20 protein-coding genes are annotated in these 25,833 nt (G+C 32.5%); 14 read left to right on the top strand and 6 right to left on the bottom strand.

Going from position 1 to position 25,833, the window contains the following annotated elements:
- Window positions 1-169: 169 nt before the first annotated feature.
- From Q0828_RS08130 to Q0828_RS08115, 4 genes are all read left to right on the top strand, one after another.
- Complete coding sequence (locus Q0828_RS08130) at window positions 170-1,015, top strand: helix-turn-helix domain-containing protein (protein WP_298419448.1); 846 nt, start codon at window positions 170-172, stop codon at window positions 1,013-1,015.
- A 513-nt stretch (window positions 1,016-1,528) separates the two neighbouring features.
- Window positions 1,529-2,086, top strand: a complete 558-nt coding sequence (locus tag Q0828_RS08125) for a carboxymuconolactone decarboxylase family protein (protein ID WP_298419447.1) — start codon at window positions 1,529-1,531, stop codon at window positions 2,084-2,086.
- A 91-nt stretch (window positions 2,087-2,177) separates the two neighbouring features.
- A complete protein-coding gene (locus Q0828_RS08120) occupies window positions 2,178-2,534 on the top strand; it encodes a hypothetical protein (protein WP_298419446.1) in 357 nt (118 codons plus the stop codon).
- A gap of 69 nt (window positions 2,535-2,603) precedes the next feature.
- A complete protein-coding gene (locus Q0828_RS08115; protein WP_298419445.1) occupies window positions 2,604-2,984 on the top strand; it encodes a plastocyanin/azurin family copper-binding protein in 381 nt (126 codons plus the stop codon).
- Between the two features lie 85 nt (window positions 2,985-3,069).
- Here the strand turns inward: Q0828_RS08115 and Q0828_RS08110 are convergent, their stop codons facing one another.
- The 4 genes from Q0828_RS08110 to Q0828_RS08095 all read right to left on the bottom strand — a co-directional run bounded on the left by Q0828_RS08110 (window position 3,070) and on the right by Q0828_RS08095 (window position 10,969).
- Window positions 3,070-5,091 (bottom strand): M43 family zinc metalloprotease, encoded by a 2,022-nt coding sequence (locus Q0828_RS08110; RefSeq protein ID WP_298419443.1) that lies wholly within the window; start codon window positions 5,089-5,091, stop codon window positions 3,070-3,072.
- A gap of 165 nt (window positions 5,092-5,256) precedes the next feature.
- Entirely contained in the window at window positions 5,257-6,549 is a 1,293-nt protein-coding gene (locus Q0828_RS08105; protein WP_298419441.1) for an aminopeptidase P family protein, read from the bottom strand.
- A gap of 138 nt (window positions 6,550-6,687) precedes the next feature.
- A complete protein-coding gene (locus Q0828_RS08100; RefSeq protein WP_298419439.1) occupies window positions 6,688-10,149 on the bottom strand; it encodes a T9SS type A sorting domain-containing protein in 3,462 nt (1,153 codons plus the stop codon).
- A 265-nt stretch (window positions 10,150-10,414) separates the two neighbouring features.
- A complete protein-coding gene (locus Q0828_RS08095) occupies window positions 10,415-10,969 on the bottom strand; it encodes a Crp/Fnr family transcriptional regulator (protein WP_298419437.1) in 555 nt (184 codons plus the stop codon).
- 181 nt (window positions 10,970-11,150) lie between these two features.
- On the opposite strand from Q0828_RS08095, the gene Q0828_RS08090 reads away from it, so the two are divergent.
- The 4 genes from Q0828_RS08090 (at window position 11,151) to Q0828_RS08075 (ending at window position 17,482) form a co-directional block, all read left to right on the top strand.
- Entirely contained in the window at window positions 11,151-14,009 is a 2,859-nt protein-coding gene (locus Q0828_RS08090) for a glycosyl hydrolase (RefSeq protein WP_298419435.1), read from the top strand.
- Between the two features lie 189 nt (window positions 14,010-14,198).
- Window positions 14,199-15,143: a phosphatidylinositol-specific phospholipase C domain-containing protein gene (locus Q0828_RS08085; protein ID WP_298419433.1), complete on the top strand. Its 945-nt coding sequence runs from the start codon at window positions 14,199-14,201 to the stop codon at window positions 15,141-15,143.
- 92 nt (window positions 15,144-15,235) lie between these two features.
- A complete protein-coding gene (locus tag Q0828_RS08080; protein WP_298419431.1) occupies window positions 15,236-15,931 on the top strand; it encodes an alpha/beta hydrolase in 696 nt (231 codons plus the stop codon).
- 90 nt (window positions 15,932-16,021) lie between these two features.
- On the top strand, window positions 16,022-17,482 hold the full coding sequence (locus Q0828_RS08075) for a hypothetical protein (RefSeq protein ID WP_298419429.1): 1,461 nt from the start codon (window positions 16,022-16,024) through the stop codon (window positions 17,480-17,482).
- Window positions 17,483-17,490: 8 nt separating this feature from the next.
- Here Q0828_RS08075 and Q0828_RS08070 read toward each other — a convergent pair whose 3' ends face one another.
- Entirely contained in the window at window positions 17,491-18,195 is a 705-nt protein-coding gene (locus Q0828_RS08070) for a response regulator transcription factor (RefSeq protein WP_298419427.1), read from the bottom strand.
- A complete protein-coding gene (locus Q0828_RS08065; protein ID WP_298419425.1) occupies window positions 18,185-19,201 on the bottom strand; it encodes a sensor histidine kinase in 1,017 nt (338 codons plus the stop codon). The genes Q0828_RS08070 and Q0828_RS08065 overlap by 11 nt, the downstream gene beginning before the upstream one ends.
- A 281-nt stretch (window positions 19,202-19,482) precedes the next feature.
- Here Q0828_RS08065 and Q0828_RS08060 point away from each other — a divergent pair, with 281 nt between their 5' ends.
- The 6 genes from Q0828_RS08060 to Q0828_RS08035 all read left to right on the top strand — a co-directional run bounded on the left by Q0828_RS08060 (window position 19,483) and on the right by Q0828_RS08035 (window position 25,665).
- On the top strand, window positions 19,483-21,837 hold the full coding sequence (locus Q0828_RS08060) for a TonB-dependent receptor (protein ID WP_298419423.1): 2,355 nt from the start codon (window positions 19,483-19,485) through the stop codon (window positions 21,835-21,837).
- A gap of 380 nt (window positions 21,838-22,217) precedes the next feature.
- Window positions 22,218-22,874, top strand: a complete 657-nt coding sequence (locus Q0828_RS08055) for a hypothetical protein (RefSeq protein WP_298419421.1) — start codon at window positions 22,218-22,220, stop codon at window positions 22,872-22,874.
- 145 nt (window positions 22,875-23,019) lie between these two features.
- A complete protein-coding gene (locus tag Q0828_RS08050; protein WP_298419419.1) occupies window positions 23,020-23,574 on the top strand; it encodes a hypothetical protein in 555 nt (184 codons plus the stop codon).
- Between the two features lie 129 nt (window positions 23,575-23,703).
- Window positions 23,704-24,465 (top strand): hypothetical protein, encoded by a 762-nt coding sequence (locus Q0828_RS08045; RefSeq protein WP_298419417.1) that lies wholly within the window; start codon window positions 23,704-23,706, stop codon window positions 24,463-24,465.
- A 158-nt stretch (window positions 24,466-24,623) separates the two neighbouring features.
- The gene (locus Q0828_RS08040) at window positions 24,624-25,064 is read left to right on the top strand and encodes a hypothetical protein (RefSeq protein WP_298419416.1); all 441 of its coding nucleotides are present in this window, start codon (window positions 24,624-24,626) and stop codon (window positions 25,062-25,064) included.
- Window positions 25,065-25,140: 76 nt separating this feature from the next.
- The gene (locus Q0828_RS08035) at window positions 25,141-25,665 is read left to right on the top strand and encodes a GNAT family N-acetyltransferase (RefSeq protein ID WP_298419414.1); all 525 of its coding nucleotides are present in this window, start codon (window positions 25,141-25,143) and stop codon (window positions 25,663-25,665) included.
- Window positions 25,666-25,833 lie beyond the last annotated feature (168 nt).

Raw genomic sequence — 25,833 nt, 5'->3', positions numbered from 1 at the left:
ATTCTGCACTTTTATACTGAGCATTGTCGAAGTGTGATTCAGAATCCACTTTTTATGAAATAGATTACGGCTTTTTCTGGAATGATAAAACATATATTTAGTAGTAAACAAACACTACTTTTTACGACCAAAGAAAAAGTTATATATTACACCAAAGAAACAAGCATTCATGGCAGTTCAAGATATTACAACATATACCTATCAAGATACATTTTCATTAAGTGTTGTGCAGTTTGAAAAAGCTTGTGTTGTCAATAAGCCTGAACAAGTTGATTCTTATACGATTTACTGGATTAAAGAAGGAAAAGGAACCTATCATATCGATTTTGAAGAATATACATTTGATGGAAATATTATCTTCTTTTTGTCGCCAGGACAGGTTTTCTCAGTAAGTTCGGAAAAGATTAAGGAAGCCTATAAACTTTCGTTTAAACGTGATTTTTATTGTATTCAAACCCATGATAAAGAAATTTCATGTAATGGTGTCTTGTTTAATAATGTATACGATACGCCTTTTGTGATTCCAAAACCAAAAGATATACAACGCTTGAGTTTTCTGTTAGAAGATTTAATTGAAGAATTCAATAGTGAAAATTCAGGGCAGTATGATATGTTGCAAACATACCTGAAACAATTTATAATTCATTCTGTTCGTGTAAAGAAGGAAGATTTTGTTGTAAAAGAAGAAATAGAAACTAAACTTTACAAAGATTTTAGTGTATTGGTGGAACAAAATTTCAAGAAAATGCATTCGGTTTCTGCGTATGCAGATCGTTTAGGAATTTCTCCAAAATCAATTTCCAAGCATTTTCAAAAACTTGGAACGACAACGCCAAGCGATTTTATAAAGAATAGAATCATCTTAGAAGCCAAACGCCAATTGTTATATTCAGAACAATCTGTAAAAGAAATAGCTTTTGAGTTGGGATTTAACGATCCGGCATATTTTACACGTTTCTTTACCAAAGCTATTCAGAAATCTCCACTAAACTTTAAAGCTGAGTATAAGAAGTAGTTTGGATCGCTTCGCGTATATTCTTAAAATACTCTTACATTAAAATTCAACATTTATAATCTAGCATTTCAGAACGTCAGTTCGAGTGCAGTCGAGAACTACTTCATTGTCTTTTTATCTAATAATCCGAAAGTCTAGCGCGTCTAAAAAGCTAATAAATTCAGCCATCTAAGCATCTAATTCCCATTTGTCCAATTCTTAGGAACTTTTGTCCATTTTCTGGCATGTCTTTCCGCCGCATCTTTGTACTGTAATTAGAAATCAACGTTTCGGCAACGTTTAATATGAAGCTAAAAGTTACAGTTTGAGCGAAGTCGAAAACAAACCAAAAGAATTATGAGCGATACACAAAATACTACATGCCCAAATTGCTGGGGATATCAAGAATACGACGAGCAATACCCAGAGAGAAAAATCTGCGAATGCAAAAATTAAATTATTAAAAAATTAAAACAAAACAAACAATAGATTCCTGTTTATACGGGAATAAAAAACTAAAAAATTATAGAAATTATGAGTACACGAATTGAAACATTAAACCCAGAAACAACAACAGGAAAATCAAAAGAGTTATTTGACGCAGTTCAAAAGAAACTAGGATTTATTCCAAACCTTATCAAAGTTTTTGGAAACTCTCCAGCAACATTACAAACGTACTTAAGTTTAGGAGAATTAACTGCAAGTGGAAACTTTAGTAACAAATTCAGAGAGCAATTAGCATTAGCAATCGCGGAAGAAAATACATGTAACTATTGCTTGTCTGCACATACAGCAATTGGAAAAATGAACGGATTGACAGAAGAGCAAACAGAGGCAAGTCGTAAAGGATTAGCAAGTGATGCTAAAGTACAAGCTGGTTTACAATTTGCACAAAGCGTAACAAAAAATAGAGGACAAGTTTCAGGTGATGAAATTACAGCAGCAAAAGCAGCTGGATATAATGATGGTGATATTTTGGAGATTGTATTGAATGTAGTTTCAAATACATTGACAAATTATGTAAATCACATTGCAGAAACAGAAGTAGATTTCCCAAGTGTTGAAGCTGGAAAATTTACAGTAACACAGTAATATCAAATAAAAAAGTGAATTTCCTGAGTTGTAATAATGGAATTCAGGAGTTCGCTTTTAAATAATCAATAACACTAAAAACAGATCAATTATGGAAAACCAAGTAAAAAATAATTTAAAACACGTTCATGAACTTTTAGCAAAAGGAGCTTTTATTGAAGCAATGGAAACATATTTACATGATGAAGTAGAGTTAAGAGAAGCTAATGGAGCACCTAAAAAAGGGAAAAAATTTAATGTTGATTTTGAACATGATTTCATTAACAATCAGTTAGAAGAATTTGTAAGATATGATGTAAAGAATCTTGCGGTAAATGGAAATCACTCTTTTTATACTGCGGAAATGGAATTGAAGCTAAAAGACGGAAGTACTATGCTTTCTGAGCAAGCAGTTGCTACGGAATGGAAAGATGGAAAAATATACAGAGAACGTTATTATCACGCATAAAAAACAGCATTAAAAACTTGAATATAATTCAATAATTACACAAATATAAATTTTAAAAGAATTAAAAAGATGAAAAAATTAATTGCAATTTTAGTATTATTCGTAGGATTTTCAATGACTACACAAGCGCAAAACAAAATGATGAAGAAAGATGTGAAAACGGTTTCTTTACAACAAACAAAAGGAGAGTTCACTCAAAAATCTATTACACTTTCAGAAGGAACGTATGTTTTCGAAATTGAAAACACAAATGTTGGACATGATGTAGGATTTGTGTTAGCACCAAAAGGGAAAACGGATGCGGCAAACCATATTAAAAACGCATATGTAACAGAAGTTGTAAAAAATAACACAACTGGACATTCGAAAGAAGTAAAGCTTACAAAAGGTACTTATGTATACTTTTGTCCCTTAAACCCAACACCTCAATATACTTTAGTAGTAGAATAAATACTACTGTTTTTTTCATGATTGATAGTAAAAAAGCACACTCTAAGAGCGTGCTTTTTTTATGTATTCGCTATTGTATGAAAATTTATAATTTGATTAATTTTTTAGTAGCAATTTCTCCTTTGTCAGAACGAATGTTCACGAAATAAACACCACTAGATAAATCATCTATAGCTACTGTGTTTTGAACTTGGTTTTTTAGAGATATAGTTTTAATAGCTTTTCCATTCATATCAACAATAGAAATACTTTTTAATACGACTCCGTTTGTTGTAGAAAAAGTAATTTCATTCTGAACAGGATTTGGGTACATAGAAATTTGTGTATTCAACTCAGGAAATTCTACAGTTGATAAAACGGTGTTCTCATAAATTTTTACATTTCTATAAAATGAAGTTCCATTGTTATAACTTCCGCCACCAGGATAGTTATTTCCTGAAGTCCATGCTTCGTTAAAGTTATCATTATCGGCTGAGAAGAATAAATACTGCGCAGTTCCATTATATAATTGCCCAATTGGAATTGAATAATGTTTGTATGCGTATTTATCAGTGTCTGTATATGTATTAAAATCGCTGTTGAATGCAGTTGAACCACTCACATCTTGTGTTCCAAAAATCTTATAGGCAAGAAGAGGATCTAGTGTTAAGTCATCATCAATTCCGATATAATGAATTTCTCCTTCAATGGTACTCATAAAATCGAATTCAATAACTGTATTTGATGTAAAATTATAATTGATTTCAATAGCTTTCCATGCATTTACGGATAAGTGCAATGTTGCGCCATTATCATATATAGCATGCACACCGCGATCTTGTACAACATCATATATTAAAATAGTTTCATTGCTAAAATCAATGATTGGAAGTAAGGTGTCACAGGCATCATTTTGGTTAGGATTGGCGTCTAAATTTACATCTGGGTAACCAGGACATTGATCTAAACTGTCGCAAATACCATCGCCATCACTATCATTGTTAATGTCGTTTGGACACTCATCACAAGCATCAGGAATATTATCAAGATCCGTATCTAATCCTGAAGTACAACCGTATAAGGTGGTTAAAACATTATCAATAGACCACAAGTTGTTTCTATCAGCAACTGTAGAATTTAGTGCAGCTTCCATACGTGTTTTTTGTCCTTGTGTAAACATGGCATATGTTGCGCCTGTATAATCCATCATGTTGGTCAAATTATCTACACTTCCACAATTTGTTACGGCTCCTTGGCCGGGATAATCATCTAAATCTCTAATAATATTTCCTTTTGTATTTGGTGTGTCAAGAACACTATCATCTTCACCACAATATACATCATTTCCATTTCCTCCAGCATTTGCCCAAATATGATATACATTTAGCCAATGCCCAACTTCATGCGCTAAGTTATGATACCAAGTTTGCCACATTTCATCATGTTCTCCAAAAGCCCAAGCAGACATTACATGCCCGTCTAAATAGGCAAGAGTGGAACCGTCTACATTAGGTGGAAACGTTGCAAAACCTGAAGTTCCACTTCCATCAATTGCCTGACGAACTACATAAATATTGAAATAGTTTTCACGTGGCCAATGATAAATTTGACGCATATTATTGTTGTTTCCTCGTAATGTGTAAAAAGCATCTACCTGTCTGTCAATTCCATTGGTAGGATTTCCTTGCGGATCAAACTTTGCTAATACAAATCGTAATTTTTTTGTATCAAAAGCTCCTCTGACTGCTAAGAAACTTGGATCAATATTTGTATCAAATGCAGAAGTTCCAGAAAAGAAAATATTTAACGATTCAATAGCTCTCTCTACCGCTGCATCTGAGATGTTTTCTACACCATTATTATGAATAACATGTACAACTACAGGAATGATGTAATCGGTTCCAATAGTTAACCCTTCTACGCCTATGAGATCTTCAGTTAATGAAGGACTTACCTGAAAATTTTCTGTAAAACGTTCCAAGTCTTGGTATGCTTGATTATTTTCAGGTCGCAATTCAGGATGCGTTGCATATAATTGTTGCTGTACAATGTCTTGTCCACATTGCTGTTGTGCATGTGATAAAATAATACAAGAAAAGAAGAATAGAAATAGTAAATTTTTTTTCATAGCGTGGTAATAATGTGAATACATACAAATGTATGTTTTTTATCAAAAGTTATTGTTAACATGTTTGGAATCTTTTAATTAGCGCAAATATTGGGTATATAAAAACCCAAGCAATGGTATGTGAAAACATTACTTGGGTTGTATTTATTTTTTAATGAAGAACAACTACTTATTCATCAACGCTTCAATTTCATCTGCTTCAATAGGAATATTACGCATTAAGTTAAATGGTTCTTCAGTTTCCTGAATTACGACATCATCTTCCAAACGAATTCCAAAACCTTCTTCTGGAATATAAATCCCTGGCTCCACAGTGAACACCATATTTGCTTGCATTGGTTCTGTTAAAATTCCGTAATCATGTGTGTCTAATCCCATATGGTGAGAAGTTCCGTGCATAAAATACTTTTTATATGCTGGCCAATCTGGATCTTCGTTTTGTATGTCAGCTTTATCTAGTAAACCAAGACCTAACAATTCAGAAGTCATTAACTTTCCAACTTCTACATGGTAATCTGCCCAAATAGTTCCAGGAACTAACATCTTTGTAGCATCATTTTTTACACGATTTACCGCATTGTATACTGCTTTTTGACGTTCAGTAAAACGTCCAGAAACAGGAATAGTACGCGTCATATCACTTGCATAATTTGCATATTCTGCACCAACATCAAGTAAGAGTAAATCGCCTGCTTTGCATTGCTGATTATTTTCAATATAGTGTAATACGTTTGCGTTGTTTCCTGAAGCTACAATCGGTGTGTATGCAAACTTTTTAGAACGATTTCTTAAGAATTCGTGCATAAATTCGGCTTCAATTTCATATTCCCAAACGCCAGGTTTTACAAAGTTTAAAATTCTACGAAAACCTTTGTTAGTAATCTCACAAGCTTGTTGGATTAAATCTAACTCAACTTGATCTTTTACAGAACGTAGTCGTTGTAAAATAGGATTGCTTTTAGCAACGCTGTGTGCAGGATATTTAGCTGTTAACCATTTTGTGAAACGATCTTCGCGTGTTTCAGTTTCTACATTGGCACGATAATGCTCGTTGGTATTAATGTAAACCGTGTCACATTGCGTCATAATTTCAAACATGATTTTTTCCATGTCTTGTAACCAATACACTGTTTTAATCCCAGAAGTTGCCAAAGCGGCTTCTTTTGTCAATTTTTCACCTTCCCAAACCGCAATATGCTCGTTGGTTTCTTTTAAGAATAAAATTTCGCGATGTTTCTCTTTTGGACAATCAGGAAATAATACTAAAATACTTTCTTCCTGATCAACTCCACTTAAGTAAAAAATATCCCTGTGTTGCTCAAAAGGCATTGTGCTATCTGCACTAATTGGATAAATATCATTTGAATTGAACACAGCTAAACTACTTGGTTTCATCTGTGCCATGAAATTTTTTCTATTCTTTATAAATAAGTTACGGTCTATTGGATGGTATTTCATTTTAGTAATTTTAATTGATTTCTTTCAAAAATAATCAAACAAAAAAAGAATTTAGTAGCCAAATGGCGGTTTTTTTGATGGGCTAATTTGCGAGCTTGAATATTGTTGTACAAAAAAAGAATTAGAAATGTCTATCAGTTAATACACAATCAGCTTTCCTTTTTTGATTTTATCATTTGATCGAACATTATATAAATACACACCGGCGCTTAGACTCCATTGTTGTGTTGGAATTCCTGTGTTGGTTTGTGTAAAAATAGTTCCGATCAGTTTTCCTTGAATGTTATATAATGAAAATTTAATGTCTTCGTTTTTTGTGCTTTTTACAAAAATGTTGTCATTGTTCTTTACAGGATTTGGGTAAAATGTAATCGCGCTTGACGTAACTTCATTTACACCTAATATACTGCCTAAATTGATGTTGTCTACATAGACAGCTTGTCCGTAAGCATTCACATTTCTAAATCGTACTTGAACATTTTCGTTTCCAACATATGAGGAAAGATCAATAGATTCTTCACGCCATTGAGTTGCCGTTGGAACAAATTGGTTGGTCGTGTTTGGAGCTGTAGCCAATGTACTTCCAAATTTACTATATTCAGATGTCCATGTCATACCGCAATCTGTTGAAACATACACTTCTAATCCGTCGGCATATGCGCTTGAATATAAAGCATACGCTACATCAAAGGTTAAAGTGGCATCACTTGTATTTGTATTTGCCATATTTAAAGGAGCAATAACATCACAAAATTGACCTACTTGTGAAATAGTATAATTATTCACAAACATTGAATTGGTACTTTGTCCAAAACCACCAACAGTGTTTTCATAGGTCCATGAAAGATTTCCGTTAGTTTCTTGCTTCCAACCTTCTGGTAAAAATGAAACTTCAAAATCTTCTTCCAAATTTGTATTTGCCAACGCTTCTACATTTATTATGATAGAATCACTAGAAGAAACACCAGCATCATTAGTTACGGTTAAGGTCACTACATGATTTCCAGTAGTGGTAAAAGTAACTTCCGGATTTCTTATGGAAGAAGTAGCAATGTTTGCATTTTCAAAGGTCCAAGCCCACGTAGCATTGGTATGATTTAACATAGAAAAATCATCAAAATAAAAAATATCTCCAGCACAGGTTGCTTTTAATTTATCAACCATAATTTTTGCTACAGGTCGTGTAGGTGTTTCGTATAAATTACTTTCCCAAATACCTTTTCCATAACTAGCTAAACGTATTTTTCCATCTCTGTAAAATGGACGTAAATCATTAGCGCCAATTGTTGTAGGTAAGTTTGCATTGTCTAATGTCCATGAAGACATTACATTGTTTTTGTAATAGACAGACATACCAGTTGCTACATATACGCCGCCATCCGTTCCGCCAATAGTAGTTAATACTTGAATATTTTGACCATTTAATTCACTTGAAGTTTCGTTGGTCCAAGAAGTTCCTCCATTTATACTTTTGAATACTTTATTGCCATTAGTTCCACGTGGATACGCAACCCAAATTGTTTGATCGTTTTCTGGGTCTATACTAATTAATGCTAAAGTTCCATTTCCGCTTGGTAAAGTAATAGTGCTATTCGTTGACCAATCGTCTGTAGTTTTTACTAAATATGCATTTCCAGCACTAGGACGCACTACAATATACATTGTGTTTGTATTGGTACGAGAAATTTCTATTCCTAAAACTGTACTATTTGCCGGCGCTGTATAAATAGCTTCATAATTTCCGCCTGCATCTAAACTTCTAAATAATTGATTGCTATTTCCGATATATACATGGTTGTAACAACTTGGATGAAATTCCATTTCTGACGATTGCGCAAACCAAGGTTCTTCATTTGGAGCTAATCCCATAGAAGCATTTAAAACAGCTCCACTTAAGGTATTTGGAATAAAACGACTTCCAATGTTTGTAGAATAAATTTGTTCTGTTCCAGGATTCACATAACCTGAAGCTGGTTCTCCACCGCCTAAATCTAAGAAAGCTCCAAAAGGAAAACCTTCAGAATATACATCTACACCATTATGAAATGTTCCACCAACTAATAAATCACGATTCCAGCCAGAGCCAAATCCCCAAAAATCAGTTCCATGAACGCCATTCATTTTAAATTCTGGTTGTGAACCAAATAAATCATTCGATTTAAAAATTCCACCATCAGTTGTTGCCCAATATTCGTTTCCAAATGCTCTAAAATCTTGCATATCTACATGCATAGGATTGTACGTTCCACAACCATAATTATAAACACACGTAAATGTTTGTCCGCCATCATTTGATCGCCACATACCAATTCCTCCAACTAAAAGTTGATCTGCATTAGAATTTGAAGCCATGGTAGCACAGTTGTAAAAACCTTGATTAAATCCATCTGCTGAAGTATCAGAGTTTAATAAATTTGGATGTGTCGCTGTATAGGGAGCGCCATCATATCCCATAGTGTTTATCCATGAAGCACCAGCATTATCACTTCTGTAAACACCAATAAAACCATTATCACCAGCTTTGGAATCGCCAATTAAAAAAGCATATACTTTATTTGGGTCAGCATCGCTCACGGCAAGTCTTGCACCGACAACACTTCTATTTGCGTCTGTAGAATTATACCAACCTGTCGATTGTACCAGCCAAAGAAATCCACCATCGGTAGATTTCAAAAATTCATGCCTGTTTGTAGAAGTGTTACGCCTTACAACATATAGCGTATTAGGATTGCCAGGTTGTGCTTTTAAATCATAACTTTCATTAACAACCACTCTATTCCAGTTAAGACCATCGTCTGTAGTTCTGTAAACACCTTCTTTTCCAGCTAATAATACAGTAGTTGGGTTATTAGGATTGATGAAAATTTCTGCTGGATTTTCAATGTAACCAAATAACGGAATGTTACTATCAAAAACAACAGACCATGAAGTTCCACCGTCGGTCGTTTTAAATAATTCACTTCCAGAACCTGCATATACAATATCTGGATTTACTGGATGTACGGCAATTGCACTAATTCCAGCATTGGCAATTACTGCTTGTGGTGCTAACGTAGTAATCAAGGTTTTAGAAGCGTTTGTCCAGTTGTCACCTCCATCGGTCGTTTTGTATACTTCACCAGATTCTGTTCCACAATATAAAGTGTTTGGAACAGCTGTACATTTACCAATACTATATATGTTTGTTTGCGCACCGCTTAAAACTGTTCCACCTTCTTTATAACTTTCAAATGGGCCCATAACAGACCAATTGCCCATTTCTGCATGCCCACTTTGCGAACTTTTTAAGAATCTTGCAGCATCTATAGCTTGTTGTTTTTTTGTATGATCGTAAAAACCTTCATTATTTAAAAATGGATTAATAGCTCTACGCCACCTTTTATAATATTGTGTGTGAAATGTTTTTACATACGGATGCGTTTCATAATACGATCGGTATAAATGATCAATAGTATTTGCATTTGGATTTTCACTATACATCAATTTTGCCCATGCAGGCGCATCTTTGTATAAAGTATTTGAAATAGTTGGGTTTGGAGATTGTTGAGAATATCCAACGCTTGCAGATAGCAATACGAATAAAAGTAATAATTTTTTCATAGCGCACATTTTGTCTAGTAATACAATAAAATCGAGGCAAAAGTTGAGGTTCGTTGTGAAAAAACGAACGTATTGTTTGTAAAAATATGGAATTAAGATAATTTTAACATAAATAATGTCAATTATTTGATTTAAACTTCGATCCCGTTCAGTTTATTTTTGTAGATAAAGCAATGTGTTAATTTGAAAATCTAACGATTTAATAATAAGTTTAGTTTGATGTTTAACGACAAAAAAGAATTTTCACATTGAACACAGTCGAAATTCATAAAACTACATTCTTTCGAATACGACTCATATTTCGTGATGAAATTCCTAAAAAAGAAGCTAAATAATGTAGCGGAACTTCCTTTAATAATTTAGGTTCGTTTGCAAGAAGTTTTTTATAACGTTCTTCTGGTGACAAGGTTAATAAATCAATGCGATAGTCATCAATACGATAAATTTGATTTTCAATTAAATTGTAATAAAAGTGATGAAACGCTTTGTTATTGATAAGTAAATTTTGAAAACTTTTTTGATCTATCACAAACAGATCACAATCACTAATTGCTTTAATATTTTTACGTGAAGGAATCTGATGCATAAAGCTTTTTAATGCCGCTGTGGCGGAATTTTTCAAAGCTAGATAAGTTGTTTTTTCTTCACCTTCTACCAAGATATTATGCTGTAAAATACCGCTTTCAATAAAACAGAAATACTGGCAAATTTTACCTTCTTCCACAAAAAGTGTATTCTTTTTTAAGTGTAAATAATTGAATGCCTCCAAAATCACAGGAATTTGATCATCCAATTTTTCATCTTGAATGAAAGTTTTCAAATACGATTCAAAATTTGTGGTAGCTACACTCATTATAATTACAAATGTAAAACTCTAAAGTAATAAGTTTAAAATTATGTTCTATAAATTTCTATTTCTTTAAGGATTGTTAAAAAAACAAGCAAAATTTTGCCAAGTTTATAACATTCTGTACTTTGAAAGTCTAAACCAAAACCCAACCATGAAACCCAAAATAATAGTATTCGTAGTATCACTTTTTTTAGCGCAAATTAGTTTTGCGCAAAGCAATGCAACTTCAGCAGCAAAAGTGCAAGAAGCTTTAAAACAGAAAGCAAAACTTACAGAAAACTCTACCGTAAAAAACATCAAATTCACCAATATTGGCCCTACAATTATGAGTGGTCGTGTGGTAGATGTAGACGTAAATCCAAACAATACAACCGAATTCTATGTAGCGTATGCTTCTGGAGGATTATGGTATACAAACAATAACGGAACTACATTTAAACCTGTTTTAGACAGTTCGCCAACACAAAATATAGGAGATATTGCTATTGATTGGAAATCAAAAACCATTTGGGTAGGAACTGGAGAAAATAATTCTTCACGATCATCGTATGCAGGAATTGGAATTCTAAAAAGTACCGATAATGGAAAGAGTTGGGAAAATAAAGGTTTACTCGATTCGCATCATATTAGTAGAATCTTAATCAATCCAAACAATTCAAACGAATTAGTTGTTGGTGTTTTAGGTCATTTATATTCGCCAAATGCTGAACGTGGAATTTTTAGAACTACTGACGGTGGAAATACATGGAATAAAACATTGTTTGTAAATAACGAAACAGGAATTGTAGACATTGCAGTTGCGCCAAACAATTTCAACATACAGTATGCTTCTTCATGGGAACGTGATCGTAAAGCTTGGAATTTTGTTGGAAATGGAACCAACTCTGCAATTTTTAAAAGTACAGATGCAGGAATCACTTGGAAAAAAATAAGTGAAAAAACTGGTTTTCCAGAAGGTGATGGTGTAGGACGAATTGGATTGGCTGTTTACGATGAAAATACCGTATATGCATTTCATGATAGTCAGTTTAGACGTGAAGCAAAAGAAAAAAAGAAAAGTGATTCAAAAGCATTGACAAAAGATGATTTCAAAACAATGTCTTCACAAGCGTTTTTAAATCTTACCGATAAAAAATTAAATACCTATCTAAAAACAAATGGTTTTCAAGAAAAATACAGAGCCGAAAATGTAAAGCAATTAGTGCGAAGCGGAACTATAAAACCTGTTGATTTAGCAAAGTATTTAGAAAACGCAAATTCATTATTATTTGATACGCCAGTGATTGGTGCACAAGTTTTCAAGACGACAAACGGTGGAAAATCATGGAAAAAAACACATGATGATTATTTAGATGATTTGGTGTATTCATACGGATATTACTTTGGAATGATTCGTGTAAGTCCAAAAAATGAAGATCATATTTACATTGCAGGTGTGCCAATTGTACGCTCACAAGATGGAGGAAAAACGTTTAAATCGATTAATGGACAAAATGTTCACGCCGATCATCATGCACTTTGGGTAAACCCTAACAATCCAAATCATTTGGTAAATGGAAACGATGGAGGAGTAAATATTTCATACGATAATGGAGATAATTGGATAAAATGTAATACACCTTCTGTAGGGCAATTTTACGCTATTTATGCAGACGAACAAACACCGTATAAAGTGTATGGAGGTTTGCAAGATAATGGTGTTTGGGTTGGTCCAAATAGTTACAAAGCTTCTGTAAAATGGCATGAAGAAGGACAATATCCGTATGAACGAATTATGGGTGGAGATGGAATGCAAGTTCAAGTTGACAATCGCAACCCAAACATTGTATACACAGGATATCAATTTGGAAATTATTTTAGAATTGATCGTGGTGAAAATGGAGGACAAAAATATATTCAACCCAAACATGAATTAGGAGAATCTCCATACAGATTCAATTGGCAAACGCCAATTCATTTATCTGTTCACAATCAAGATATATTATACTTAGGAGGAAACAAGTTACACAGATCATTAAATAAAGGAGACGATTGGGAAACAATTTCTGGCGATTTAACGCAAGGAGGAAAGAAAGGAAATGTTGCATATGGAACATTGACAAGCATTTCAGAGTCGCCTTTCCAATTTGGAGTTATCTATGTTGGAAGTGATGATGGATTGGTTCATATAACAAAAAATGGCGGTGGCGATTGGCAAAATATATCTAGCGGATTTCCAAAAGATTTATGGGTTTCACGTGTCATTGCTTCTTCACATAAAAAAGAGCGTGTATATATTACATTAAACGGATACCGTTGGGACAATTTTACAAGTTATGTATACATGTCTGACGATTACGGGCAAACGTGGAAAAACATTGCAAACGGAATTCCAGCTTCGCCAGTAAACGTAATTAAGGAAGATCCAACAAATGAAAATGTACTATATGTAGGTACGGACAACGGCGCATATGCTTCTTTAGATATGGGAAAAACATGGCAGCCTTTCCATAACGGATTACCAAATGTTGCCGTACATGATATTGTTGTGCAAAAACAAGCAAAAGACCTATTATTAGGAACTCACGGACGTTCTATTTATAAAGCAAATATTGCAGTATTACAAGAAGCAGATGCAACAATAAATGCCAAAGAGGTATATGTGTTTGATACAAAAAGTGTACGTTATCGTTCATTTTGGGGATCAACTTGGAGCAAATGGTTAGAAGCAAATGTGCCTGAAAAGGAAATCTATTTTCATGCGAAAAAAGGAGGGACGTTTAGTGTAAAAGTATTAACAGATAACGGCATTGTTTTAAATGAAGGCAAAGTAACTGCTGACGCAGGATTCAATACTTGGACATATGATTTAAGCGTTACCGAAAAAGGGCGTAAAAAGTTTATAGGGGAGAATAGCGATATTTCCATTCCAAAAAAGAAAAATGAAGCGTATTACTTACCAAAAGGAACATATACAATTGAAGTTTCTGGAAATGGAAGCAAAGCTACAACAAGCTTAGTGATTGAATAAATTCTAAATAACGTGAATTCGACGTAAGAATTATTAATATTAAGTATTCAATATTAGCTATTTGATAGTTTGTTGTAATGGTTTGAAAATCAAAAATGATACTCTGAAATATTATATCGAACTCATGTTAAGTAATATGTAAGAGATAGATGATTTCAAATAATAATTAACCCCAAAAAATAAGAGTGCATGAAAAATTGGATGTCAAATTTGTCAAACTCCAAAAAACTAATAAACATTAATATTCCAGGAACGCATGACAGTGGAACGCATGGAACTGTAGTTCCGTTTGCTAAAACGCAAAGCTGGTCTATAGAACGACAATTAAATAATGGAATACGATTTTTAGATATTAGGCTTTCTAAAAGTGCAAAAATACCTGGAGTGTCTGAGTTTTTACTTGCGAATATATTTATTTTAAAACATGGCGTAGCTCCAGTAGGAGGAACTTTTGTAGATGCTGTTTTAGTCCCTGTATATGAATTCTTAAGAAAAAATCCTCAAGAAACAGTATTAATGTCAATTAAATCAGAAGAATCCACATTCAAAATTACTTCTGATGACATGAAAGAATTTGCAGCATTATCTAACTTTTATGATCATAAAAAAGATATTGAAAATGTTGAATTAGGAGATGTAAGAGGTAAAATTGTTCTTTTGAATAGAGTTACTGATGATCATGGATATGCTTGGGCTGACTTTAAAAAACAAGATGTTTATGAATTAGAAATGAAGCATTACGAGCAAATAATTGTGCCAGAAGTGAAAGAACGTACGCAACGAATTTGTATGCCTTTTACAGACATATGTTATGAGCAAGTAATCATTATTGGAGTGAAAGAACGAACGAAGCGAATGCCTTGTGGATGGGATTATACTAAGAAAACTGAAAACATTTCTAAATTTCTTAAAGACAATGAAGATAATGTAGGGAATAAGTTAAATATTAACTTCCTAACAGCTTCAAGTTCTGATTTTGTAAATTATTTTGCATTCACTAATGGTGTAGAGATGAATGCAATAATTCAAAATGAATTTATAGCAAAAAAGAACTGGTATGCAAACGGAATGGTATTTCCGATGGATTTTCCAACACCTGGAGCAATTGAAAAAATTGTTTCATCGAATTTTTAATAAAATATTTATTTTAAAATAAAGATGTACACTTCGCGTTCACATTAAGCTGAGTCGAAATGCGAGGTGTACGTTTTTTTTATTTTTAATGAATGAAAAAACAAAAACTCTATTTTCTTTCTGGAACCATGTGTACACCACTATTGTGGGAATTTGTATGTGCAGAATTCACACAGTTTGATTGTGTTTTTATTGACACTACTTCAGCGACTTCTTTTCAAAAAATAGATGTGTTACTAAGTGAAACTTTAGAAGAAAAAGCAAACGTAGTTGCCTTTTCAATGGGCGCGTACGCAGCAATGCATTTTGCGGTTTCTCATCCGAAACGAATTGAAAAAATGATTATTATTGCCGCTTCTGCGTATGGTTTGAACGTTAAAGAGTTGCAACTCCGAAAAAGTACGATTGACTTTCTAGAGCAGCACAATTACAAAGGAATTGCTACCGCAAGAGCATTACAGTTTCTACATCCAACAAATCATCAAAACAACAAGTTGATTCAAGTGATAAAAGACATGGATGCAGACTTAGGAAAAGAAGTATTGATTCGTCAACTCAAAGCAACTTCACAACGTGTTGATTTAACTGAAAAACTAAAAAATATTCAAACTAAAATTCATGTCATTGCAGCAAAAGAAGATGCACTCGTAAATATTGATGATGTAAAACATACACAGCAACAATTTACCAAAGCAACCATTAGTATTTTAAAAAACTGCGGACATATGATTCCATTAGAAATGCCTGATTTGGTGCGAGAAAGTATTGTTAGATTCTTTGTCAACTAATGTAATCACTCATTCAAAGAGCCTGTTTACGAGTTCTAACTTTTACTATTGAATACACGAACGTATTTTAGGTTCCTAAAATACGTCATAATGAAATTTCGTTTTCTACTATTCTTTTTAAGTATCATCACTTTTGCAAACGCACAACCTGGAGATATATTCGCAATGAAAAAGGCGCGAGTGCAACAAATTGAAGCAGCATTGCAAAATGATCCCAACAATGTATCGTTGATTTGGGAACGTATAGAACTTGCTTTTAAGCCACATTTTGATTTGTATAAAAAAGCAGTAATCATTAATGGTTCTCAATATAGTGCATCAGCGTATCCTTATTATGTGTTGGAAGATTTAGATAATTTAATAGCAGATAGAGTTTCTATTAAAGCTAAAAACAAAGAAATCTCTCTAGCTGATTTTTATTTTAGAAGAGGACAATTTCTATATCTAACAGGTCATGTTGAATATGTTCTGCAAGATTATTTAGCTGCATTAGAACACCAACCTTCATTTCAATTAAAGCGAAGAATATGTTTGGCGATAGCTGCGTATTATTACAATTTGGATGAAAACTATTCTTTAGAAAATTATGAAAAAGCGTTAGCGTATATAGATTTGGTTACACCAAAAGAAGATCTTAATAAGCCATTAATGTATGAACGGTATAGCTCAAGAAATAGTGATTATTTTGAAAGAGAAAAAATACAACTATTAAAAGCAACTCAAAAGAAAGAACGTTTGCTCACCTATTTAAAATGCATTGCCAAAAGTCATTTGCTTTTCTATGAAAAAGAAACCAAAAGATCTTTAGACTATCAAAAAAGTCATTCGTATACAATTAAATATTCGTTGCAAATAGCATTGGATAAGCTCTATGAAATAGCAATCTATTTTTATGAAAACGGTCAATATGAAAAAGCAAAAATTCATATAGAAAAAATCATTTCATTTCTTCCAAAAAATGTACAAGGATATACATATGAAACCTATGCGTATGGAAAATATTTTTTATTGTTATCTAAGATTTATCGAACAGACACATATCAAGATGTTTCTTTAGAAATTGATAATTTATTAGAAGGTTTTGGCGATCCAACACAAGGATTTCCTTCACAAGCTAGAAAGGAAGGAAATCGATTAGAAAAATTGTTGCAACTGTATCCGAATGCGCCTAAGTTACATCTGGCGAAAGCCATATACCTTAAAAAAATAAAATATAATAAAGGAGACAAAAAAACGGCCGCAGCTATTATTGATTTATTACAACAAAGTGAAGCATTTGGTTTGCAAGATTACAGAATATGGTATTTAAGAGCGTTATTATTAAAGGAAGAAAAACGATATGAAGAAGCATTACAGGAAATTATGAAAGCGCAAATTTTATCTATAGGGCATCCAAATATCTATAGGTTGAAATTGTATCTTTTAGAACAAAAAGAAAGCAGTGCAGAAACAGATTTAGAAAAAACAGCTACAAAATCGTTGTTAGAAATTTCAAAAAAGAGAGGAGAAGTAAATGTTGAAGCCATTGTGGAAATGATTCATGGGATGTAGTTAAACAACTACTCTTTCAAAATTGCCAACACATACTCCTTGTAACTTGCGCCAATAGGAACTTCAATGTCGTTGAGTTCAATATCATGTGGTGTAAAAGCCGTTACTTTTTTACTGTTAATTAAGTACGATCGATGGACACGTAAAAACGCATGTTTACTGAGTTCTGCTTCTAAATCGCTAATTTTTTGTTTAGAAACTATACACTTTGATGAGGTATGAATCTTTACATAATCTTTTAAACTTTCAATATAACTAATATCGCTTACTGCAACTTTATGATACTTCGTCCCTGATTTGATTTGAATCAGTACATCTTCTTCAGTTTTTGGTGTTGCAACAGTAATTTGCGTTGGTTTAATATCTCTGTAAAATCGTTCCACGGCTCTGAAAAAACGATCAAATGTGATAGGTTTCAATAAATAATCCGCAACGTCCAAATCGTAACTCTCTAATGCATATTCTCTATATGCAGTGGTAAAAATTGTCTTAGGTGGATTGCGTAATGACTTTAAAAAATCGATTCCAGTAATGGTTGGCATTTTAATATCTAAAAACAACAAATCAATTTCATGTGTATTTAAAATTTCTAATGCTTTCATGGCATTATTACACGTAGCAACGACTTCAAAAGAAGTAATTTTTGAAATATGGTTTTCTAGCAATTTAATTGCCAACGGTTCATCGTCTACAAGTAAGCATTTAACTTTCATGAACTACAGTGTTTAGCGTGATAACAACTTCAAAAGAAGATTTTTGTTGATCTATTTTTAGTGTATGCGTGTTTGGATATAGCAACTCCAACTGTTTCTTAATATTTTCCAATCCGATAGCATCATTCGAATTTTCTTGTGGCTGATTGGTCGTTGTATTAAAAACCGTAAATGTTACTATTTCTTCGTTTTGTTGGAGATCGATCGTAATTTTTGGACTTCCTGAATCTTCTCCTGCACCATGTTTAAAAGCATTTTCAACAATAGAAAGTAAAATAAGCGGAGCAACTTCAGTATGTGGTGTTACATTGTGTGTAAATGTTACTTTCAGGCGTTCGTCGTAACGCAAACGTTCCAAAGAAATATAATTTTCTAGCAATGTAATTTCTCCCGCCAAGGGTACATATTTTTGATCGCAACGATATAAAACATAATCTAAAATTTCGGATAATTTTCCAATAGATTCTGAAGTTTTTGGTGAATTGATAACGGACAACGAATAAATATTATTTAAAGTATTGAATAAAAAATGTGGGTTCAACTGTGCTTTTAACATCTTCAATTCAATAGATATTTTTTCCTTTTTTAAGGATTGTTCTTCCACACGTTCTAAAGACATTTTAATTAACAAAAATAAAAACGCGATTGAATAAATTGTAAAAAAGTAACCACGTATCAATTTTTTCCAGTCAGTTAAAATTTCTAAAATAGGTTCTTGTTCAAATGGTGCGCCTCTAAATAATGGTTCAGCAACATGAACCATTAACGTGCGTGAAAATACACACATTAGATAGGCGCTAAGAATAGCATACATAACAAACTCAGTATATCTTTTAGTAAATAAATAGTTTGGAATAAGCCAATATGCTAAAAAATATGAAATAATAATTTGCGGAATAATATGAGAAGCTCTTGCAATAGAAATTACCCACAAAGGATCATAAGAAGCATCCGAAAAAATTAAAAATAGATATAGTATAACCCAAAAAACAACATGCTTTAACACACGCCGATTTTTTAGATAACTGAAAATACTTTTCAAAATTTGTATCATAACATATCAAATCTAGTAATATTCATAAAAGTACGCATTACACTACATCAAAAAATATATATAGATGAATACTAAAGAAAAACATCCAAACACCATAAAAAAGTAGACGAAACTCGTAATAACCTTAATAACGCATGTTCGACGATTATAAACCCATGTTGGGCTATTTATAAAAAAGATGTCTGATTAAGCAACATATTTGTGGCATCAATCATCATTAAAAAACAACGAACATGAAAAAAATCATCATCCTATTAGTATATTTAGCTGTAACGCTTGCAAGTGCGCAGCAAAACAAGAAATATACCATTACAGGAAAAGTATTAGACAAAACAACGCAGCAACCTTTAGAGTACGCTACGGTAACGATTCTAGATACAAAAACGAATAAAGTGTTAGAAGGTGGTATTACCAATGGAAGTGGAAACTTTTCGTTAAACATTGCAAATGGAACCTATAACATCAATGTAGAATTCATTTCCTTTAAATCATATACATTAAAAGATGTTTCCATTACAAAGGATATGAATTTAGGAACAATCAGTTTAGAAGAAGACTTAGAAGCGTTAGGAGAAGTAGAAATTGTAGCCGAGAAATCAACAGTAGAATTAAAGCTAGATAAAAAAGTATTCAATGTTGGGAAAGATTTATTGTCTCAAGGAGGAACGGTTAACGATATATTAGATAATGTTCCTTCAGTAACTGTAGACGCTGGTGGCGGAATTAGTTTGCGTGGAAATGGGAACGTACGTATCCTTATCAATGGAAAACCTTCGGCTTTGGTTGCTAATAATGGTTTGGATCAAATTCCAGGAGCAAGTATTGAAAAAGTTGAGGTGATTACAAATCCGTCTGCGCGTTATGAAGCACAAGGAACGGCAGGAATTATCAATATCATTCTTAAGAAGAATAGAAAAGGAGGGCTAAGTGGTTCGGTACAATTAGGTGTAGGAAATCCAAGAGATTACAGAGCCAATCTAAATTTGACCTATAAAACAGATAAAATTAATCTATTTACGAATGTAGGTTATAGAAATTCAAATTTCTTTGGAGAAGAAACTAGACGTCAAACAACAACAAATAATGGTATAGAATCAGGGTTACTGCAAAATAGCGATCAAGATAGAAATGACAATGCACATAATATCTTTTTTGGAGGTGATTATTATATAAATGATAAAAATACATTAACAGCTAGTTTTTATCATACGTTCTTAAAAAACACAGATGAAACACGTTTAAATTATTCTTATTTAGATGCTACAGGAGCAATTGATAGTACAATTTCTCGAATAGAAAATTACAAAGAGCCACAAAATTTCAATCGTTTGGAAATGAATTATGTAAAAACGTTTGAGAAAGAAGGGCAGAAGCTAGAAATGGATGTTCAATATGATTTTTGGAATGATGACGAACAAGAACGAATTCGTCAACAACGAACGTTTCCAGCCACAGCGAATTTTACAACTATTAGAAGTGACGATGTTGAAAGTAGTAAAGATTTCTTATTTCAAGCAAACTTTGTATCACCATTAACAAAAACATCACGATTAGAAACTGGGTTTAGAGCAGAAATACGAAGAATTACAAGTGATTATATGGTACATATTGATGATCAATTAATACCAGATTTAGACAACGAATTGGATTATAACGAACGTATTTATGGTGTATACGCACAGTATGGAGACAAAATTGGGAAGTTTAGTTATTTATTAGGATTGCGTGTAGAACATTCAGACATTGGAATTGATGATGCTAAACGATTGTTTAATGACGATAAAGATTATACAAACCTGTTCCCAACGGCGCATTTCTCATACAAAATTGCAGACAGAACAGATATACAAATGAGTTATAGCAGACGAATCAACAGACCACGATTTTGGCAATTGAATCCTTTTGGCGGATTGACTGATTTTAGAAATCTATTTGTAGGAAATCCAGATTTAAATCCAATGTATACAAATTCATTTGAAGTAGCGTTCTTAAAGCGTTGGGGGAAATTTTCGATCAATCCGTCTCTGTATTACCAACATACAACTGACTTTTTCAACTTTGTAACCAATCAAACGGATGATGGAAACTTTATCACATTTCCAGTAAATCTAGATACAGAAGATCGTATCGGTTTTGAACTATCTACAACGTATAATCCATACAAATGGTGGCGTTTATCAGGAGAATTCAATTTCTTTCAATACGATCAAAAAGGTGATTTTGATGGACGAAATTTTGATACAAAAGACGAAGCTTGGTTTACACGAATCAACTCTAGAATGCGTTTCAAAAAAGGATTGTCTATGCAAACGAGTTTCAACTATACAGGAAGAAATCAAAACGGGCAAACCTTGCAAAAAGCACAATACTTTGCAGATTTTGCCATCAGTAAAGATATCTTTAACGACAAAGGCGCGCTTACCTTAAATGTTAGAAATATATTCGATTCTCGAATTCAAGACAGAGTTGTCACAGGAGAAAACTTCCGTTTAGAATCAGAATCAATTCGTGTAGGAAGACGAATTTCACTAACCTTTGTATATCGATTCAATCGTAAAAAAGGACAACGTGATCGATTACCAGATTAATGTGAGTTAAATTTTTGCTGTGTATTTGGAAATATTTCGTCTAAAACTTCCTGTTATCCTCCTTTTTTGGAGTACTAACAGGAAGTTTTTTCATTATATGGTATAAAAACGACTCTTTATCAATTGAAAAATTGAGTTATACAGGATTATTAAGTTCAAAAAATCAAATTAATAGTTGTTAGAAAAATCACGAATAAAAAAGTAAGCCTATTATTTAAGTATAAATATTAAAAACCTTCCTTTTTAGTATGGCTTTACATAAAATTCTTTTAATTTTAGTTTCTTAACTAAATTAATATATACAAATCAAGGTTTAGTTATAGTAGAAATAACAGGAATTCCTGTTATACATATGTTGTGTGCAAGTTGAGAAAAAAAATATGAGAAAATCATCAAGATATATAATAGCGATAATATGTTTAGTTGTAATAGTATTACGACTAATTTTTCCTGAACTAAATTTTGACTTAATCTCTTTATCACTTTTAGCAATTGCTACTTTAGCTATTCTTATAAATAAACCTGAGAAAATTTTTGAAAAAACTAAAAAAATAAAACTTGGGAGTTTTGAATGGGAACTACAAGAACTGAATAAAGAGACTGAACGAATTGAGGAAAAAACAACTGTAGAAAAAAATGAACCACTTGGACTTGGTGGTCCAACAGTTACTCGCGAAAAAATAGAATTTGAATTAACTACTGACTTCTCTACTGATATTCTAAAACTATCAATCGAAATTGAGAAGACATTAAGAGAAATCTATGAATCGCATTTTCAAACGAATGAAAAAAGACCTCTTGCTGTGGTCAGACTGATTGAGTTACTAAAATCAGAAAATGTAATTGACAAAGAAACATCGAGTTTACTTAGAAAATTTTGGAATCTAAGAAACAAAGCTATTCACGACCATAATTTTCGAATTGACAAAAAAGACTTTATGTCATTTACAGATATTGGAATTAGGATTTTGAAAATATTAAAAACAATAAAAAATAACAACCAAGACGGAAAATTACCGATTTACGGAATGGCATAAAACCTGCACACAACAATGTATAACCGCAATTACGGCGGATTCGACTACTTCCGAATCCACTCGGAATTGCTAACGCCAGTGCTAAACCGAAAATTAACGCATATTAACCCGTAACTGACGGTTATACGAGACCGTTGGCAACAATATGAGAAAAACCGTTTTACATATCATAATTCTTCTGATTTTAATCAGTTGCAACAACGATTCAAGTAAAGAAAAAACTGAATTGATTGAATCGACTGAACCAAATCAAATTGAAAAAGTTGACTCGATTGTTAAATATCGTTCTGACGGAACAAAAGAATATATGATTCCAACTGTAAACGGAGTTAAAAATGGAAACAAAATTTGGTTCGATAATAACCAAAATATAATTGGATTCGAGCATTACGAAAATGATTCTCTGAATGGTTTCGGACTAATGCTCAATGAAAATTTTCGACCAAAATATTTGTTTGAAAAAAACAATGGACAACGGGACGGAGTTCTTATTTCGTTTTATGAAAGTGGAGTTATAAAAAGTTTTAGAAGTGCCGACATTTATCACGATAGTCAAAATATTAAGTTTCACGAAAATGGAACAATAAAAAGCATCGGACAGACTAAAAAAGGGAGAGGAAATGGAACTACTTTCTATTTCGACCAAAACGGGATTTTAGAAAAAACCGTGGAAATGGAAAATGGAAATGTAAAAAAATAAAAATACTGTTGCCAACACAGTATATAAAAAATTGCTGGTGTTTGACTAAATCAAAGGTCGTTGCACGTTTGCTGCGTCTGATTTTCCTTCGGAAAATCCTCGCACTCAAACATAACCGTTAGCAAGCATATGGAGGAAATCGTAAAATATTATAAAGAAATTTTAGGTATTGACCTAACTGACTTAAAACATCCCATTGCTGAAAAAATAGCTTCTTTACCGTTGAGTTCAGATATCGACAAAAAAATAAAAGAACATCATCTTCGAATTTTAGGACTATCTTTAATGGACATCAAAGAATACGATGAGAGCATTTATGAATATTACTTAAAGAGGATTGTCAATAATAAAGATATTTCTGTACACGGACATTTTTTTGAAATCAATCAATGCGCGCATTTTATAAGAGTTTCACAAGATAGAAAATTAAATTTCCAATTTGGAGATGCGAACAATGAAGAGCCTGATTTTATTGTAAATAACTTTGGGATTGAAATTACATCTTCAAGGTTTTCAGACGAATCAAATAAAGCCAATCCTGGAAGAAAATTATTAGCAAAATTTCGAGAAAAAAATGGTAAACCATACGTTGATGAAAATTGTGTTGTAATAATCGACATAAACCAAATGTCATATCATACACTAAAAAATGGAAATCTAGTCTCACCAAATTTTGAGGAAATTAGAGAAAAGGTAAGAAATGAATCAAAATTTGGATTGGTCATTTTCTTAATGGAATGGATTGAAAAAACGGATAAAATTCATTTTAAAGGAACAGCTTATACAGAATATAATGAAAATTGCAACCCGGATTTAAGAACAATGATGGAAAAAGAGTTTATGCCCGAAAAGAATACTTTTGAGGGACAAATATTGATATCACCGAATTAAATACGCTTGCTAACACCGTATATAATTTATTGCTGGCTTCTCGCCTACTTACGAAAATCCTTGCGGATTTTCTATTCGGTTTTTATTTACTAAATTCAGTGCTTGAAATACGCAACAAATCATATATAAAACCGTTGGCAAACATTAAGTAAGACCTAATGAAAAAAAGAAGGACAATAGCATTATCACTTTTGATTATCGGACTAGCTCTGAGTGTAGCCTTTATAATGAAGATTGATTTTTCCCAAGGGTTCGAGTTATACTTTAAAAGAGAATACTATAACCAATATGGTCCTTTAGCAATAAGTGTTGAATTGTTAATTGCAAGCTATTATCTATTTATTGGACATAAAAAGACAAATTTCACTTTGGCTCTTTTTGGTTTTACGGCTTTGTTAGATCCCTTTTTTAATCAAATAGGTCTTTTCAATAGCATCGTGCCTTTATATGGAACAATAATTTTAGCGATTTGTGCTGTGTTATGTCTATGGTTGGCATTTTCAAACACATTTAAATTAAAACGTTTATCTAATTTAGGAGCCTTATTCAGTGTTGTCCTTGGTGTGATTGTAGAATTATTTTTCAATTACCTATTATGAACGTTAGTCAACAAAGTGTATAGTGTATGCCCTTTGGAATACGAACCATGCAAACAAGTTAGTAGCAAGCGACCAAATGAAATTAGTAAGACTAAAACATATTTCAGATAATTATTTTCAAAAAGCATGGAAACTTTATGAAGATGCTTTTCCTATTGAAGAGCGAAGACCATTAGAAGACCAATCAAATATTTTACAAAATGACAGTTATCATTTTGATGTTTTAATTCATAAAGACCAATTTACAGGATTTATCTTATGGTGGGATTTTGATGCACATAGATACATAGATCACTTTGCTACGGCTTTAGAACAAAGAAATAAAGGAATCGGAAAGTTAATTCTAAATAAATTTATTGACAGTGATAACAAATCGATTATACTGGAGGTTGAACTACCTACATCCAATATTAATGAACGTAGAATAAAATTTTATGAAAGAATGGGATTTAAATTAAATCAGCATCATTATGAAATACCTCCTATAAAAGAAGATCAATCTCCATTACAATTATTACTAATGTCATATCCTAATTTTATATCTGAAAAGGATGTTGACTTGTTTGTTGAAAAAAATCATCCTATTATTTTCAAAAAGTAAATTGTTGTAAATTGGAAATAAAGCCAGCTGTCCAACTTGGTGTATATTTGCAAAGTTAAATACTAACCTGCGCTTAACTACTCATACACAAGACCAGTAAATTTTTCTCAAGCCTTGAAAATCGAAGATTCATGAACTCATTAATTTGAAATAGAAAATTGCGAACTA

Source organism: uncultured Kordia sp. (assembly GCF_947496985.1).
Taxonomy (GTDB): Bacteria; Bacteroidota; Bacteroidia; order Flavobacteriales; family Flavobacteriaceae; genus Kordia.
Note: the sequence above shows the minus strand (reverse complement) of the source record. Positions and strands in the feature narration are given on the sequence as shown.